The following is a 15,392-nucleotide window of genomic DNA, read 5'->3' as shown; positions in this document are numbered from 1 at the left end:
TCAGCCGTTCTTCGCGTCGCGCCAGCGCAGCCAGCGGCGAGCGATCTCCGGGTCGTAGTCGGGGCCGTTGAGCCCGAGCGTGAAGGTGCGCACGCCCGCCGCGAACAGCGCGTCGGCGTACTCCTCGTCGCGATCCTTGAGCTCGTTCGAGATGATGAGGTTCGAGACGTCGCGGCCCTCGGTCTCGGCCCACTTCTCGATCACGCCGATCTTGTGCGCGATGTCCTCCGGCGCGACGAAGCTGTGCCAGATGTCGGCGTGACGCGCGACGAGACGTAGCGTCTTCTGCTCGCCCGCGCCGCCGATGAGGATCGGGATGCGGCGGGTCGGCGCCGGGTTCAGCTTGCCCCACCGCGTCGTCACGCGCGCGAGGCCGTCGGCGAGGTCGTTCAGCCGCGAGCCGGCGGTGCCGAACTCGTAGCCGTACTCGTCGTAGTCGCGCTGGAACCAGCCCGAGCCCGTGCCGAAGATGAATCGCCCCTCGCCGCCCTTGGCGCTGATGTGGTCGATCGTGCGGGCCATGTCCGCCTGCAGATCCGGGTTGCGGTAGCTGTTGCAGTTCACGAGGGCGCCGAACTCGACGCGCTCGGTCTGCTCCGCCCACGCGGCGAGCATGGTCCAGGACTCGAAGTGCGCGCCGTCCGGGTCGCCGTGCAGCGGGTAGAAGTGGTCCCAGTTGAACAGGATGTCCACGCCCATGTCCTCGAACCGCACGACGGCGTCGCGGATGTCGGAGTAGGCGGCGTGCTGCGGCTGGAGCTGGAGCCCGAGGCGGACGGGAGTATCGAGAAGAGGCATGCCGTCAGCCTACGACCGCCCGCACAATGGAGCGGTGACTCCCGCACTGGCCGACATCCGCTCGAACCTCCATGTCGTCGCGCTTCCGCTGCGCACGCGCTTCCGCGGCATCGACGTACGCGAGGCGCTCCTGTTCGAGGGACCCGCCGGGTGGGCGGAGTTCTCCCCCTTCACCGAGTACGACGATGACGAGGCGGCGACGTGGCTGGCCGCGGCGATCGACTTCGCCTGGAACCCGCAGCCGGATGCGGTACGCACCCGCATCCCGGTCAACGCCACCGTCCCCGCCGTTCCCGCATCCGCGGTGGCGGAGGTGCTCAGTCACTTCGACGGCTGCCGCACCGCGAAGGTGAAGGTCGCCGAGGCCGGGCAGACCCTGGCCGACGACGTCGCGCGCGTCGCCGCGGTGCGCGACGCTATGGGCCCTGCCGGCCGCATCCGCATCGACGCGAACGGCGGGTGGAACGTCGACGAGGCGGAGCACGCCCTGCGCGCACTCGCCGAGTACGACCTCGAGTACGCCGAACAGCCGTGCGCGAGCGTGGCGGAGCTCGCCGAGCTCCGCTGGCGCGTGCACCGTTCCGGCATCGACATCGCCGCCGACGAGAGCGTGCGCAAGGCCGTGGATCCGCTGCGCGTCGCCCGGGAGCAGGCGGCCGATCTGCTGGTCGTCAAGGCGGCGCCGCTCGGCGGTGTGCGCCGGGCGCTGCGGATCGTCGCGGATGCGGGGCTGCCCGCCGTCGTCTCGAGCGCCCTGGACACCTCGGTGGGGCTCGGCATGGGGCTCGCCCTCGCGGCAGCGCTGCCCGCGCTGGACTACGACTGCGGATTGGGCACCGCGTCGCTGCTGGCGGCCGACGTGACCGCCGAGCCGCTGCGCGCCGCCGACGGCGCGATCGAGGTGCGGCGCGCGGTGCCGGACGCCGACCTGTTGGACAGCTATGCCGCCCCGTCCGCCCGCCGCGTCTGGTGGGAGGAGCGCCTCGAGCGCTGCTACGGGCTCGTCAGCGGCGCGGAGCTCACTCCGCGTCCGTGACCGCCGCCGCCAGCGTCGCCGTGCGCTGGGTCAGCAGGTCTTTGGCGGCCAGGGGCGCAAGGCCCGAGATCACCGCGAAGGCGCAGGTGGCGTCCCACACGTCGAGGATGAGGCGTGCGAACTCGATCGCGGGGATCCGCAGGCGCAGCCGGTAGGCACCCGCGATATCGCCGATGATCTCCGCGACCCGCTCCGCCATGGCCGACTCCCAGGCGAGGTAGGCCCCGGCGAGCCGCTCGTCGCGCATCGCGTTCGTGCGGATCTCGCTCATCAGCACGACACCCGATGGCACGTCGGTTCCGACATCGAGGACGCTCGTGACGAGCTCGGCGACGCTGCGGTCGACCGAGGTGTCCTCGCCGAGCTCTCGCACCCGCTCTGTCACCTGCTCCAACTTCTGGTCGGCGACCTGCTGCATCAGCCCGAGCAGCAGCTCCTCCTTCGAGGCGAAGTTGGAGTAGAAAGCGCCGCGCGTGAAGCCGGCGCGCTCGCAGATCGCTTCGACGGATGCGCCTTCCAGGCCCAGCTCGGCGAACACCTCGGATGCGGCGGCGAGCAGCCGCGCGCGGGTGTTCTCCCGGCTTCGGGGCACGGCAGGTTGCGTCACGATCTCTCCTTCCACCACGTCCATGTGGCTTTCATCGATCGCCCAGGTTCACCACGGAGGCGACTCTAGGATACACAGTTGTATCGGATACACTCCCGTATCGAACCCGCCCGATCACCTCGACCCACGGAGGCGCCGGTGTCCACGCTCCTGTACTCGCTCGGCCGCTGGTCGTACCGCCGACCGTGGCGCGTCCTGATCGCCTGGCTGCTGCTGCTCGCCCTCGCCGGCGCCGGCGCCGCACTGTTCTCGCAGGGCACGGACAACAAGTTCTCCATCCCCGGCACCGAGTCGCAGGCGGGTCTGGAACAGCTCTCGCGCACCTTCCCCCAGGTCAGTGGCACGAACGCGCAGTTCGTCGTGGTCGCCGCCGACGGCACGAAGATCACGGACGACGACTACCGCACGCGCATCGAGGACACGATCGCAACGATCGAGAAGCTCGACGGCGTTCTCGCGGTCACCGATCCCTACGACGCGTCGATCACCGGCAGCCTCTCCGACGACGACACCGCGGCGATCGTGCGCATGCAGTTCGACGGTCAGGTGACCGACGTGCCGGAGTCCACGCGCACCGATCTGCAGTCCACGGTCGACGCATTGGAGCCCGAGCTCCCCGCGGGATCACAGGTCGCGCTCGGCGGCGATCTGTTCGCCGTCTCGCTGCCCGGCGTCACCGTGACCGAACTCGTCGGCCTGCTGATCGCGCTCGTCGTGCTGATCGTGACGTTCCGGTCGTTCGTCGTGGCGGGGCTCCCGCTCATGACCGCGATCCTCGGGGTCGGGCTGTCGATGGCGCTCATCTTCGTGGCCACCGCTTTCGCCTCGGTGTCCTCGACGACGCCGCTGCTCGCACTCATGCTCGGCCTCGCGGTGGGCATCGACTACGCGCTGTTCATCATCTCCCGACATCAGGATCAGGTCCGTGAGGGCGCGGACCCCGAGGAGTCCGCGGCTCGCGCGACCGGCACGGCCGGCTCCGCCGTGCTCTTCGCCGGGATGACGGTGCTCATCGCACTCATCGGCCTCGGCTTCGCCGGCATCCCGTTCCTGACGACGATGGGTGTCGCGGCGGCGGTCGCCGTCGCGATCGCCGTGCTCGTCGCGGTCACGCTGACCCCCGCGATGCTCGGCTTCGTGAAGGGGCGCGTGCGCGGCTGGCGCAGGCGCGACCGGCGCCAGGCTGCGGATGCGGCAGCTCCCGCCCGGCGCGGCTTCGCGGCGCGATGGGTGGCCATGGTGACGCGCCACCCCGTCGTGACGAGCGTCGCGGTCGTGGCGGTGCTCGGCGTGGCGGCGATCCCGGCGACGAGCCTCGCGCTGGCCCTCCCCAACGCCGGTCAGCTGCCGAAGGGCGACCCGGCCCGCGTCGCCTACGACCTGACGAGCGAGCACTTCGGTCCCGGCGCCAACGGACCGCTCATCATGACCGGGACGATCGTGACCTCGACCGACCCGCTCACCCTCATGAAAGACCTCGGCGACGAGATCTCCCGCATCCCGGGCGTGAAGGAGGTCGCGCTCGCGACCCCGAACCAGGCGGCCGACACCGGCATCGTGCAGATCGTGCCGGAGACCGCCCCCGACGACCCGGCCACGGCCGAGCTCGTGCGCGAGCTCCGCGCCCAGCACGACCGCCTGCTCGACGAGTACGGCGTCGATCTCCAGGTCACCGGTTTCACGGCCGTGGCCATCGACATCTCCGACCGCCTGTCGGCGGCGCTGCTGCCCTTCGGCATCTTCGTCGTCGGGCTCTCCCTCATCCTGCTGATGATCGTCTTCCGCTCCATCTGGGTGCCGGTCAAGGCGGCGCTCGGCTACCTGCTCTCGGTCGCCGCGTCGTTCGGCGTCGTCGCGGCCGTGTTCGAGTGGGGCTGGTTCGCCGACCTCCTGCACGTGGCGCGTGTCGGGCCCGTCATCAGCTTCATGCCGATCGTGCTGATGGGCGTGCTGTTCGGGCTCGCGATGGACTACGAGGTGTTCCTCGTGTCCCGGATGCGGGAGGACTTCGTGCACGCCCGCCGCGACAACCCGCATCGCCCGGCGCGCGAGATCGCGCTGGAGGCCGTGCGCAGCGGCTACACCGCGTCCGCCCGCGTGGTGACGGCCGCCGCCATCATCATGTTCGCCGTGTTCGCGGCGTTCGTCCCCGAGGGCGATTCGAACCTCAAACCGATCGCCCTCGGGCTCGCGACGGGAATCGCCATCGACGCGTTCCTCGTGCGCATGACGCTCGTCCCCGCCGTCATGGCGCTGCTCGGAGACAAGGCCTGGTGGATGCCGAAATGGCTGGAGCGCGTCCTGCCGCACTTCGACATCGAGGGCGAGGCCGTCGAACGGGAGCTGTCGCTGCGCGATTGGGCGAGCACCGGCTCGGCCGTCGTCGTCGCCGACAGGCTCGCCCTGCGCACCGACGCGAGGCCCGTGTTCGGTCCCGTGGACGCGACCGTCGACCCCGGCGAGGCGCTCGTGGTCGCGGCGGAGGATCCCGCCGCGACGCACGCACTGACCCTCGTCCTGGCGGGCCGGCTGAGCCCGAGCGAGGGACGTCTCCGGGTCGCGGGCCACCTGCTGCCCGAGCGCGGCGCTTGGGTGCGGGCGCGCGCCGGGATGGCGCTGCTGGCCACCGCATCCGACCCCGTCGACGACCTCCGACACGCACTGTCGGGCTCTCCCGCGGTCGTCGTGGTCGACGGCATCGACCGCCTCGAGCGACTGCCCCACACCGAACGCGACACGGCTCTGGCGCTGCTGCGCGACGCCGCGGCGCGACAGCTCACGCTCATCGCCACCGCCGTGGGGTCCGCATCCGACATCGCCGCCGCACGCACGCTGCTCACCGACGCCGGGTACCGCACCGGCGAACCCGTCACCCTTCCCACGGCTCCCGCGGAGGTGCTCGCATGACCTTCCCCATCGAACGCTCCCACGCCCGACGTCCCGTCACCTGGCTGACGGTCCTCGGGATCGTGCTGCTGCCCGTCGTCATCGGCGGGCTCCTCGTGGCCGCCCTCTACAACCCGGTCGAACGACTCGAGAACATGTCGGCGGCGATCGTGAACGACGACAAGCCGGTGGAGATCGACGGGCAGCTCGCACCGCTCGGACGCCAGCTCACCGCGGGACTCGTCGAGGGCTCGTCGGACGTGCCGAGCAACATCGACTGGACGATCTCCAACGATGAGGATGCGGCGGCGGGCCTCGCCGACGGCACCTACAGCGCGGTCATCACGATCCCCGAGAACTTCTCAGCCGCCGCAACCTCCACCGCCCCCGGCTCGACCCCGGAGCAGGCGACGATCTCGGTCGAGAGCGCGCCGGACGGACGCGTGGTCGACCAGGCGATCACCGCGCAGATCACGCAGACGGCCGCATCCGTGTTCGGCAGCGCCGTCTCGAAGCAGTACCTGACGAACGTGCTGCTGGGCTTCACGACGCTGCACGACCAGCTGGGCGACGCGGCGAACGGTGCACAACAGCTGGCCGACGGTTCGGCGAGCGCCGCCCAGGGCGCGACCGAGCTGTCCAGCGGCGTCGGTCAGCTCGCCACGGGCGCCGACCAGCTCGCCTCCGGCGCCTCGCAGGCCGCCACGGGAGCCGCCGCGCTGCCCGGCGGCGCGCAGCAGCTCGCATCCGGTGCGCGCCAGCTCTCCGACGGTGCCGGCGCTCTCGAGGCCGGTCTCGACGCCGCATCCGGCGCCGTGGTGAACCAGGACCTCAAGAACGCGGCCGCCGCCACGACGACGGCCGCGAACAGCGCGCTGACGCAGACGAAGAAGCTCGGCACGACGCTCGGCGGCCTGGTCCAGGAGTGCTTCGTGACGTACGGCCCCACGGCGACCCTGTGCGCCGAGCTCGCCGCCACGATCGGCGACCCCGAGAACCCGACCCCCGGCACCGTCGCGGGCGTCGGCACGGCGGCGGGAACCGCCGCCGGCTACGGCCAGGGCACGGCCGACGGCATCGACAAGCTGATGACGGACACGAGCGCGGGCATCGCGCAAGCCGCCGCCGGCGCGCGCGACCTGCAGTCGGGCGCGGGCGGCCTCGCCACCGGCGCCGACCAGCTCGCGGCCGGCGCGGCCCAGCTCTCGAGCGGGGTCTCACAGCTCGCCGGCGGCGCGAGCGCCCTGGCGAGCGGAGCGGACCAGGCATCCACCGGCGCCACGTCGCTCGCCGACGGCGTGACCCAGCTCTCGAGCGGCGCGGGTTCGCTCGCGACCGGGCTGGACACGGCCGTGGACCAGGTCCCGACGTACACCGACGAGCAGGCGCAGCAGACCGCATCCGTCGTCGCCGAGCCCGTCTCGGCGCAGGGCATCGGCTCGAACCTCTTCGGCGCGGCGGCCATCCCGCTGCTCACCGCCCTGGTGCTCTGGTTCGGCGGTCTCGGATCGTACGTGGCGTTCCAGGCGGTGTCCGCACGGGCGCTGACGAGCCGCCGGTCCTCGGTGACGCTCGCGCTGCGCGCCTTCGCCCCCGGAGCCGTCCTCGGCGCCGTGCAGGGTCTGCTCGTCGCCGGGGTCGTGCAGTTGGCGGCGAGCTACGACTGGGCGGACTGGTCGATCTTCGCGGCGATCTGCGTGGTCGCCGGGGTCGCCTTCGCCGGCGTGAACCAGGCTCTTGTGGCCGTCTTCGGCGGTGCAGGCCGATGGATCGGAGCGATCATCGGCGCGTTCGTCGTGGCCACGGGAGTCGTCTCCACGGTCCCCGGCGTGCTGACCTCGATCGCCTCCGTGCTGCCGGTGCAGCCCGCCTACGCCGCCATGCTCGGCGCGCTCACGAGCGCCGGCGGGGTGACGGCCGGCGTCACCGCCCTCGTCGTGTGGCTGCTGCTGTCGCTCGTGGCCACCACGATCGTCGTCTCCCGTCGCCGCACCGTCTCGGCCCGCGCCGCCCTCGCCTGACCCGCGGGGCGCGCGGGCGTCGGGGCAGGGTCGCCGGGCCCGCAGGCGGCGCCGCGGTGGCCCGGACCAGCCGGCGCCCCCGGTCGGAGAAACGCACTCCCTCGGAGGATCGACGCCGCATCCTCCGACATTCGGCCGATTCTCCGACGCACGGATGGGCCGGACGCCGGAACCGGATGCGGCCGCCCGACCGCGCGCAGACACCAGCGTGCCCCGGCAGCCTGAAGGCGCCGGGGCACGCTGGTGCGGGATGCGGGTCAGCTGAGGCCGCTGTAGACGTGCAGACCCTTGAAGAAGAGGTTCACGATCGTGAAGTTGAACATCACGGCGCTGAATCCGATGATCGAGAGCCACGCCGACCGCGTGCCACGCCAGCCGCGCGTGGCGCGGGCGTGGATGTAGCCGGCGTAGAGCACCCAGATCACGAAGGTCCACACCTCTTTGGTGTCGAAGCCCCAGTAGCGACCCCACGCGTCGTTGGCCCAGATGGAGCCGGCGATGAGGGTGAAGGTCCAGAAGATGAAACCGACGATCGCGAACCGGTAGGCGAGAGACTCGAGCGCGTCCGCACCGGGGAGGATGCGCAGGAACCGCGGGCCGGTCTTCGCGTCGGCGGCGGCCGCCTTGCGCTCACGTCGCGCCTGCAGCAGCTGGGTCACCGAGAGCGCGAAGGCGAGCGCGAAGAAAGCTGTCGCCAGGGAGGCGACGAACACATGCACCACGAGCCAGACGCTCTTCAGCGGGTCGGCGAGCGGAACGACGTCGACGTGGAGCAGCGTCGCCCAGCCCATCAGCACGGCGACGAGTCCCGTGATGAACGCGCCCAGGAAGCGCAGGTCGTAGCGGAACAGCACGCCCAGGTACACGGCGACGATGAGCACCGTGCCCGTCAGGGCGAACTCGTACATGTTCGACCACGGCACCCGCTCGGCGGCGATGCCGCGCAGCACCGCTCCGGTCACGTGGAAGAGGAACGCGAGCCACGTCAGCGACGTGCCGATGCGCGCCCACACCGGACGCGAGCGGTCGCGTCCGCGTGCCGCGAGGGATGCGGCGGCGCGCTCTTCGCTCGCGCGCACCTGCGAGATCGTCTCGCCGCCGGCGCCGACGAGCTCGCGCTCGCGCACGCGGGCGTCCTGCCGGTCGACGGCGTCGGCGGAGCGGCGGGCGAGGTCGATCGTGTACGCGATGAACGCGAGCGCATAGATCGCGACCGCCGTCCAGACGGTGAGCAGCGAGACCGCGTCGAGCGAGAGCTGTTCGGGCATGGGGTCAGTCTACTTTCGGGTCTGCGTGGGCGGTCGGCCGATTCGCGTCGATGATCTCGCCCTCCGCGGCCTCGGCGAAGGCACGTCCGTGCCGATCGGCGAGCTGGTCGACCGCGACGGCGATCTGCGGATCCTCCCCGCGCGCGAGGCCCGCGTACTCGATGAGCAGCGCGCCATCGCGCGGCGTGACCTTCACCCACATCCGCCGGCGAGGCACGAACAGCGCCAGCAGCAGCGCGGCGAGCGCGATCACCGCGAACAGCAGCACCCAGGGTGCGCCGACGTCGTGGTGGATGGAGAGCGACACGAACCTCGGCACGGCCTGCGAGTAGTCGGCGCCCGGCGAGCCCGAGTCCAGGGTGCCGTCGGTCACCTCGTTCTGACTCGGGTCGGCGGCGTTCTCGAACGTGATCGTGCCGAGGCCGTTCGGCAGATCGGTCGTCTGGCCCGGAAGCAGCTGGATCGAGGACTTGTCCGTGTCGATGCCGGTGAGCTTCGTCATCCCGGTCGGATCCAGGGTGTAGACCGAGCGGGGCGTGCCGTCGTCGATGCCGAGGTCGCCCTCGTAGACGTCGAGACTCAGCACGGGATAGATCAGATCGGGGTAGACAGAGGTGTAGGCACCGGTGTCCAGCGGCTGCGCCGTCGGATAGAAGAACCCGACGAGACCGAGCTGCTGCGGCATGCCGTCGGCGATCTTGACCACGCCGAGCGAGGTCATGTTGTTGTTCTGGGGCAGGAAGGGCACGGCGTCGCGGAACACGACGTCGCCGTCGGCGTCGCGCACCGTGACGATCGGCGCGTAGCCGTTGCCCATCAGGTACACGCGGTCCCCCGCGATGTCGAGCGGGTGGTTGACGCGCACCTCGCCGTCCTGCGGATCCTGGCCCGGCAACTGCGTGGTCACGTGCGCCGCGAAGTCGCCTGCCTGTCCCGCCGCCGCGGTGCCGGAGGGCTGGTAGGTCACGTCGAACTTGTTGAGGGTGATCGAGTACGGCGAGAGCTGGTCGGCGTCGACGAAGCGTCCGGGGTTGAAGGACGAGTAATCCGTCAGGGCGTTCACGAAGCTCGTGCCCTGCACCATGGCCCGCTGACCGGTGTAGGTCAGCGCTCCGCCCACGCCCACCGCGATGAGCACACCCACGAGGGCGATGTGGAAGAGCAGGTTGCCCGTCTCGCGGAGGTATCCGCGCTCGGCCGACACCGACAGCGAACCGCGGCCGTCGTAGCGCTCGACGCGGTAGCGGGCGGTGCGCAGCTGGGCTGCGGCCGAGCCGACGGCGTCCTCCGCCGCGGCCGCGGCATCCGTGCCCTCGGGCAGGCGCACCACGATCTCGCGATGGTCGTCGAGGCGAGACAGGCGCGCGGGCGTGCGCGGCGGACGCGCGCGCAGCGCCTTCCAGTGGTGCCTCGTGCGCGGGATGACGCATCCGATGAGCGAGATGAACAACAGGATGTAGATCGCCGAGAACCACGGCGAGCTGTAGACGTCGAACAGCTTGAACCAGTCGAGCACCGGGAAGAGATCCGGGTTGTCGGCGCGGAACTGCGTGACACCGTTCGGGTCGGCCGAGCGCTGCGGGAAGATCGAGCCGGGCACCGCCGCGATCGCCAGCAGCAGCAGCAGCACGAGGGCGGTGCGCATGCTCGTCAGCTGCCGCCATCCCCACCGCAGCCACTCGATCGGTCCGAGGCGCGGGGAGGTCACATCGTCGTCGCGCGACGGAGCGGGGCGGCCGTCGACGTGGTCAGAGGGCCGGAGCGGCTCCGAGACGTCGGCTCGATCAGATGGGGAGCGGGACATTGACCAGCACCCCCTGCAACTGCGACATGAGTGAGCTCCAGACGCCGGTGACCATCAGCACACCGAGAACGATGAGCAGGACGCCGCCGAAGATATTGATGGAACGGATGTGGCGGCGCAGGAACGACACCGACTTGCTCGCCCAGCCGAAGCCGGCCGCCAGCAGGAGGAAGGGGATGCCGAGCCCGAGCGAGTACGCGAGTCCGAGCACGGCGGCGCGGCCGGGGTCGCCCATGTTCCACGACAGCGCGAGGATCGTCGCGAGTGTGGGGCCGATGCACGGCGCCCATCCGATGCCGAGCGCGAGGCCGAGCAGCGGCGCGCCCACGAGCCCCAGGTTGCCGCGGACGTTGGGTTTGAAGGTGCGCTGCGCGAAGCCGAACAGGCCGATGAAGATGAGCCCCATGATGATCACGACCGCACCGAGCACGCGCGTGATGATGTCGGAGTACTCCAGGAAGAACCGACCGAGCGAGCCGCCCAGCACCGTCATCGCCATGAAGACCACCGTGAAGCCGGCGATGAAGAGCAGGACGCTCAGCAGCAGGCGCACGCGCCCTCTGCGACCGGATGCGGTGCCCGCCGCCCCGCCGAGGAAGCCGAGGTAGCCGGGCACGAGCGGGAGCACGCAGGGAGAGAGGAACGACACGAGTCCCGCGGCGAGCGCCACCGGGATCGCAACCCAGAGCGCTCCTTCGGCGACGATGCCGGTCACGAACCCTCCTTGAGGGCGTCGCGCACGAGCGTCGTGAGGATCGAGGCGTCGCCGAGCTCGCCGACGATACGCGCGGCGACCCGGCCCTGCTTGTCGAGCACGAGGGTCGTCGGCGTGGCCGTGAGTGGCGTGGCGGAGGCGAACGACAGCTTGAGCTTGCTGTCGTCGACCGCCAGCAGGCTGGGGTAGCTGATGCCGTTGTCCTTGGCGAAGGATGCGGCGGTGGGCGCCTGGTCGTAGGTGTTGATGCCGAGGAACGACACGTTCTCGCCCCGGAGGTCCTCGTACGACTTCTCCAGGCGCGGCGCCTCGACGATGCACGGACCGCACGCGGCGTACCAGAAGTTCACGACGAGCACCTGGCCGGCGTAGTCCTCGTTCGTCACCGTCTCACCGCTGTCACTCACCCCCGTGAACACGATGGGATCCGAACGCTCCGCCGGCGGGGTCTCGACGATCGGCACACCGTCGGCACCGATGTAGCCCTTGTTCGAGCCCTCCCGGTACTGGTCGGCGAGGGAGTCGTTCGCCGAGCAGGCGGCGAGGGTGACCGCGAGCGCGCCGGCGACCAGGGCTGCGGCGAGGCGGCGGGGACGGAATCTCATACTGCTCCTACATCGACGGCGCCCTCGGCGGATGCGGGCTCCGCGTAGGCGATCTCGCGCCAGGCTCCCGGGCCGCCCTCGAAACTCGTCACGCTCGACAGCGCGCAGCGCCGGGCGCGCGGGTCGTGCCGCAGAGGGAGTCCGGCGATCGCGAGGTGGGTCACCCAGATCGGCAGCTGGTGGCTGACGATGACGACATCGCCCGCGGGAACCGCGTTCCACGCCTTCGCCATGGCCCGCTGCATCCGCGCGACGACCTCGGCATAGGGCTCGCCCCAGCTCGGAACGGAGGGTCGCGTCACATGACGCCAGTTCAGGGGGTTGGCCAGGGCGCGCCGCATCCGCTTGCCTTCGAACACGTTCCACGGCTCGATCACGTCGGGCTCGACGACCGGCTCGAAGCCGAAGAGCTCGGTGAACGGCTCGGCCGACTCGCGCGTGCGCTGCAACGGTGAGCAGACCAGCGCGGTGACGGGACGCTCCTCGGCCTGCACGTGCTCCGCGGCCTGGCGAGCCATCCGACGGCCTGCCGCGCTCAGCCGGAACTCGGGCAGGCGACCGTAGAGGACACGGTCGGGATTGTGGACCTCGCCATGGCGCACGAGGTGGAGGCGTTCGGCGGGCACCCCCCGATTTTACGTGGATGCCGGATATGAAGAGACTGAGCGTCAGCTGGTAGCGGTCAGTCGCGGGCACCCACGCGGCGTCGGTGGGCGAGCAGCGACCGCACCCGCGCGACGACGAACCACGCGATGCCCGCGGCGACGCCGACGATGACGATCACCTGGAACACCTCCGCATACTGCTCGACGATGTGCCACGACTCGCCGAGGAAGTAGCCGGCGAGCACGAAGATCGTGTTCCACACCAGGCTTCCCGCGGCCGTCAGCAGCACGAAGCGCCACAGCGGCATGCGGGTCACGCCCGCGGGGATCGAGATGAAGCTGCGGAACAGCGGCACCATCCGACCGAAGAACACGGCCTTGCCGCCGTGCTTGCGGAACCAGGCGACCGTGCGGTCGATGTCTTCCGGATGCACCAGCGGCACCTTCGCCGCCACCCGGCGCAACCGCTCGATGCCGAGCCAGGCGCCGATGCCGTAGAGCACGAGCGCACCCACCACGGAGCCCGCCGTCGTCCACAGGAGCGCCTCGGCGAGCGTGAAGCCGCCGCGGCTGGCGGTGACCCCCGCCATCGGCAGGATCGCCTCGCTCGGCAGCGGCGGGAAGACGCTCTCCAGGGCGATCGCGATTCCGGCCCCGATGGGGCCGATCCACTCCATCAGTCCGACCAGCGCGTCCATCAGCTGGCTCAGCCAGGACTCGTTCGACGAGGCGCGGACAGGCAGAGCGACCTGGGTCATCGGGGTCCTCGAGACTCTCGGTGATCGGGCGAAGGATGTCGTGCGTCGCGCACACGGTATCCATCCCCGGTGAACCGCGGCTGGGAAACCGCCCGCGGCCTCATCACCGAAGCGTCAGACGGCGGCCCAGAGCAGGAAGGCGCCCACGAGCCAGCTCAGCGCGGCGAGGACGGTGCCCACCAGCGGAACCCAGAAGGCGCGGCGACGCACGACGAGCAGCAACACGGCGAAGAACGCGGTCAGCACGAAGACGATCCACGGCACCGTGAGCATGGTCCACACCCCGCCCTGGAGTAGTTCCGTGCGGCACACGCGGCCGTCCGCGCCGCATCCGGCGGAGGAAGAGGCGAGCAGCAGAGCGAGCGCCGATGCGACCGCCGAGAGGGCGGCGTTCGCGGCCAGCAGCACGATCGTCAGGACGATGTCCCACGCCTTCCGCCGCCGACGCCGCGTCGTGCGCCCCGTGTCGCGCCGCGGCTGTGGCGCGGGGTGTTCCCGGCGCGGGATCGGCTCCGGACGGACGTCCGCCGGTGCCTCGTCGGAGCCGACGCGGAACGACTCGGGCGGCAACCGGAAGATCGCGGGTTCCTCGCCGGGGCGCTCACTGCTCACGCGGCCATCGTACGGGCGCGGGGCACGGCCCGTAGACTGCTCTCTCGTGAGTGAACGCGTTCTGGTCAAGCAGCTGAAGTCCCTTCCCGCGGGAGGTGTCTCGGTGTCCGGATGGGTCGAGACCGTCCGCGATCAGAAGAAGGTGCAGTTCGTCATCCTGCGCGATGAGACCGGCGCGGTGCAGCTCGTGAACCCCGCCACTCGCGAGCTCGGCGAGGACGCGACGGCCGAGCAGTCCGCGGCACTCGCACTGACCGAGACGATCTCGAACCTCGCGACCGGCACGTTCCTGACGGTGACCGGTGAGCTCAAGCACGACGAGCGCGTCAAGCTCGGCGGCGTCGAGATCAAGATCGCGTCGCTGGAGATCGCGGCGGCCGCGCTGCCGGAGACGCCCATCGCCTCCGACAGCGGCCTCGACAAGCGCATGGACTGGCGCTTCATCGACCTGCGCCAGCGCCGCAACAACCTGATCTTCCGCATTCAGACGACGCTCGAGCACGCCATGCGCACCTATTGGGTCGAGCACGACTACGTCGAGATCCACTCCCCCAAGCTCATGTCGACGCCCGCCGAGGGCAACGCCGAGCTGTTCGCCCTCGAGTACTTCGGCGACCAGACGGCGTACCTGGCGCAGAGCCCGCAGCACTTCAAGCAGATGGCGCAGGCCGCCGGCTTCGGCAAGGTGTTCGAGATCGGCGACGTCTTCCGCGCCGACCCCAGCTTCACCAGCCGCCACGCGACCGAGTTCACCTCGGTCGACGCCGAGCTGTCGTGGATCGATTCCTACGAGGACGTCGCCGCGATGCAGGAGGAGCTGCTCGTGGCCGCCTTCACCGCGGTGAAGGAGAAGCACGGCGAGGAGATCAAGGAGCTCTTCGACATCGACGTCGTCGTGCCGACGCTTCCGTTCCCCCGCATCCCGCTCGCCGAAGCGCGCGAGATCGTGAAGGCGCGCGGCTACGACATCCCTCGCACCGACGGCGACCTCGACCCCGAGGGCGAGCGTCAGATCTCCGCGCATGTGCGTGAGACGTACGACCACCAGTTCGTGTTCATCACGGACTACCACCCCGAGATCCGGCCGTTCTACCACATGCGCAACGCCGAGACCGGGCTCACGAACAGCTACGACCTGCTGTTCAACGGCACCGAGATCACGACGGGCGCGCAGCGCGAGCACCGCATCGACGTGCTCGAGGCGCAGGCGCTGGAGAAGGGTCTGTCGCTCGAGGGCCTCGAGCACTACCTCGACTTCTTCCGCTACGGCATCCCGCCCCACGGCGGCTTCGGCATGGGTCTCGCCCGTGTGCTGATGCTCATGCTCGGCCAGGACTCGATCCGCGAGGTGACCTTCCTGTTCCGCGGGCCCACGCGCCTCGCCCCCTGACCCGTCGCCGCTCTCGTGCCCCCTCCCCGGGTGCCCGAGTTGCGACGCATGTGAGCAGATGCGCCACTTCTGCGCAGCCGCGACAGGTTGATCCTGTGGCAGGTGCGCAGAAGTGGCGCTCTTGCGTTGCGGCAGGCGCGGATGCGGTGGCCGGACGCGGATGCGGCGGATGCGGCGGGCCCACACGACGGGCGCTCCGGAGGGGCCCAACGCACTCGCCACGCTGCGTACACGACCCGTTCACCGCTGCTGCCGACCCCCGTCACCGCCCCCTCATAACTTCCTCT

General features: G+C 70.7%; 13 protein-coding genes. 4 read left to right on the top strand and 9 right to left on the bottom strand.

What is annotated here, in order from left to right:
* On the bottom strand, window positions 1–798 hold the full coding sequence (locus LXM64_RS03320; RefSeq protein ID WP_234074611.1) for an LLM class F420-dependent oxidoreductase: 798 nt from the start codon (window positions 796–798) through the stop codon (window positions 1–3).
* 34 nt (window positions 799–832) lie between these two features.
* Between LXM64_RS03320 and LXM64_RS03315 the strand changes: the two genes are divergently transcribed.
* On the top strand, window positions 833–1,834 hold the full coding sequence (locus LXM64_RS03315; protein ID WP_234074610.1) for an o-succinylbenzoate synthase: 1,002 nt from the start codon (window positions 833–835) through the stop codon (window positions 1,832–1,834).
* On the opposite strand, the gene LXM64_RS03310 is transcribed toward LXM64_RS03315, so the two are convergent.
* A complete protein-coding gene (locus LXM64_RS03310) occupies window positions 1,818–2,441 on the bottom strand; it encodes a TetR/AcrR family transcriptional regulator (RefSeq protein WP_234074609.1) in 624 nt (207 codons plus the stop codon). The two genes, LXM64_RS03315 and LXM64_RS03310, sit on opposite strands and share 17 nt — an antisense overlap.
* A gap of 138 nt (window positions 2,442–2,579) precedes the next feature.
* Between LXM64_RS03310 and LXM64_RS03305 the strand changes: the two genes are divergently transcribed.
* Complete coding sequence (locus tag LXM64_RS03305) at window positions 2,580–5,348, top strand: efflux RND transporter permease subunit (protein WP_234074608.1); 2,769 nt, start codon at window positions 2,580–2,582, stop codon at window positions 5,346–5,348.
* Window positions 5,345–7,348: a YhgE/Pip domain-containing protein gene (locus tag LXM64_RS03300; RefSeq protein WP_234074607.1), complete on the top strand. Its 2,004-nt coding sequence runs from the start codon at window positions 5,345–5,347 to the stop codon at window positions 7,346–7,348. The genes LXM64_RS03305 and LXM64_RS03300 overlap by 4 nt, the downstream gene beginning before the upstream one ends.
* Before the next feature lie 257 nt (window positions 7,349–7,605).
* Here the strand turns inward: LXM64_RS03300 and ccsB are convergent, their stop codons facing one another.
* The 7 genes from ccsB to LXM64_RS03265 form a co-directional block, all read right to left on the bottom strand.
* Window positions 7,606–8,616, bottom strand: a complete 1,011-nt coding sequence (ccsB, locus tag LXM64_RS03295; RefSeq protein WP_234074606.1) for a c-type cytochrome biogenesis protein CcsB — start codon at window positions 8,614–8,616, stop codon at window positions 7,606–7,608.
* A gap of 4 nt (window positions 8,617–8,620) precedes the next feature.
* The gene (gene resB, locus LXM64_RS03290; RefSeq protein ID WP_234074605.1) at window positions 8,621–10,420 is read right to left on the bottom strand and encodes a cytochrome c biogenesis protein ResB; all 1,800 of its coding nucleotides are present in this window, start codon (window positions 10,418–10,420) and stop codon (window positions 8,621–8,623) included.
* On the bottom strand, window positions 10,401–11,135 hold the full coding sequence (locus tag LXM64_RS03285) for a cytochrome c biogenesis CcdA family protein (RefSeq protein ID WP_234074604.1): 735 nt from the start codon (window positions 11,133–11,135) through the stop codon (window positions 10,401–10,403). The genes resB and LXM64_RS03285 overlap by 20 nt, the downstream gene beginning before the upstream one ends.
* Window positions 11,132–11,740, bottom strand: coding sequence for a TlpA family protein disulfide reductase (locus LXM64_RS03280; RefSeq protein ID WP_234074603.1), 609 nt, complete (start codon window positions 11,738–11,740; stop codon window positions 11,132–11,134). The genes LXM64_RS03285 and LXM64_RS03280 overlap by 4 nt, the downstream gene beginning before the upstream one ends.
* Complete coding sequence (locus LXM64_RS03275; protein ID WP_234074602.1) at window positions 11,737–12,366, bottom strand: histidine phosphatase family protein; 630 nt, start codon at window positions 12,364–12,366, stop codon at window positions 11,737–11,739. The genes LXM64_RS03280 and LXM64_RS03275 overlap by 4 nt, the downstream gene beginning before the upstream one ends.
* Window positions 12,367–12,422: 56 nt before the next feature.
* Window positions 12,423–13,103, bottom strand: a complete 681-nt coding sequence (locus LXM64_RS03270) for a DedA family protein (RefSeq protein ID WP_234074601.1) — start codon at window positions 13,101–13,103, stop codon at window positions 12,423–12,425.
* Window positions 13,104–13,217: 114 nt separating this feature from the next.
* Window positions 13,218–13,715: a DUF6264 family protein gene (locus tag LXM64_RS03265; protein WP_234074600.1), complete on the bottom strand. Its 498-nt coding sequence runs from the start codon at window positions 13,713–13,715 to the stop codon at window positions 13,218–13,220.
* Between the two features lie 46 nt (window positions 13,716–13,761).
* Between LXM64_RS03265 and aspS the strand changes: the two genes are divergently transcribed.
* Window positions 13,762–15,105 (top strand): aspartate--tRNA(Asn) ligase, encoded by a 1,344-nt coding sequence (aspS, locus tag LXM64_RS03260; protein ID WP_234074599.1) that lies wholly within the window; start codon window positions 13,762–13,764, stop codon window positions 15,103–15,105.
* The last annotated feature ends 287 nt before the right edge of the window (window positions 15,106–15,392 follow it).

This window comes from Microbacterium binotii, from assembly GCF_021398715.1.
Classification (GTDB): Bacteria; Actinomycetota; Actinomycetes; order Actinomycetales; family Microbacteriaceae; genus Microbacterium; species Microbacterium binotii_A.
The sequence above is the reverse complement of the archived record's forward strand: the minus strand, read 5'-3'. Positions and strand labels throughout refer to the sequence as shown.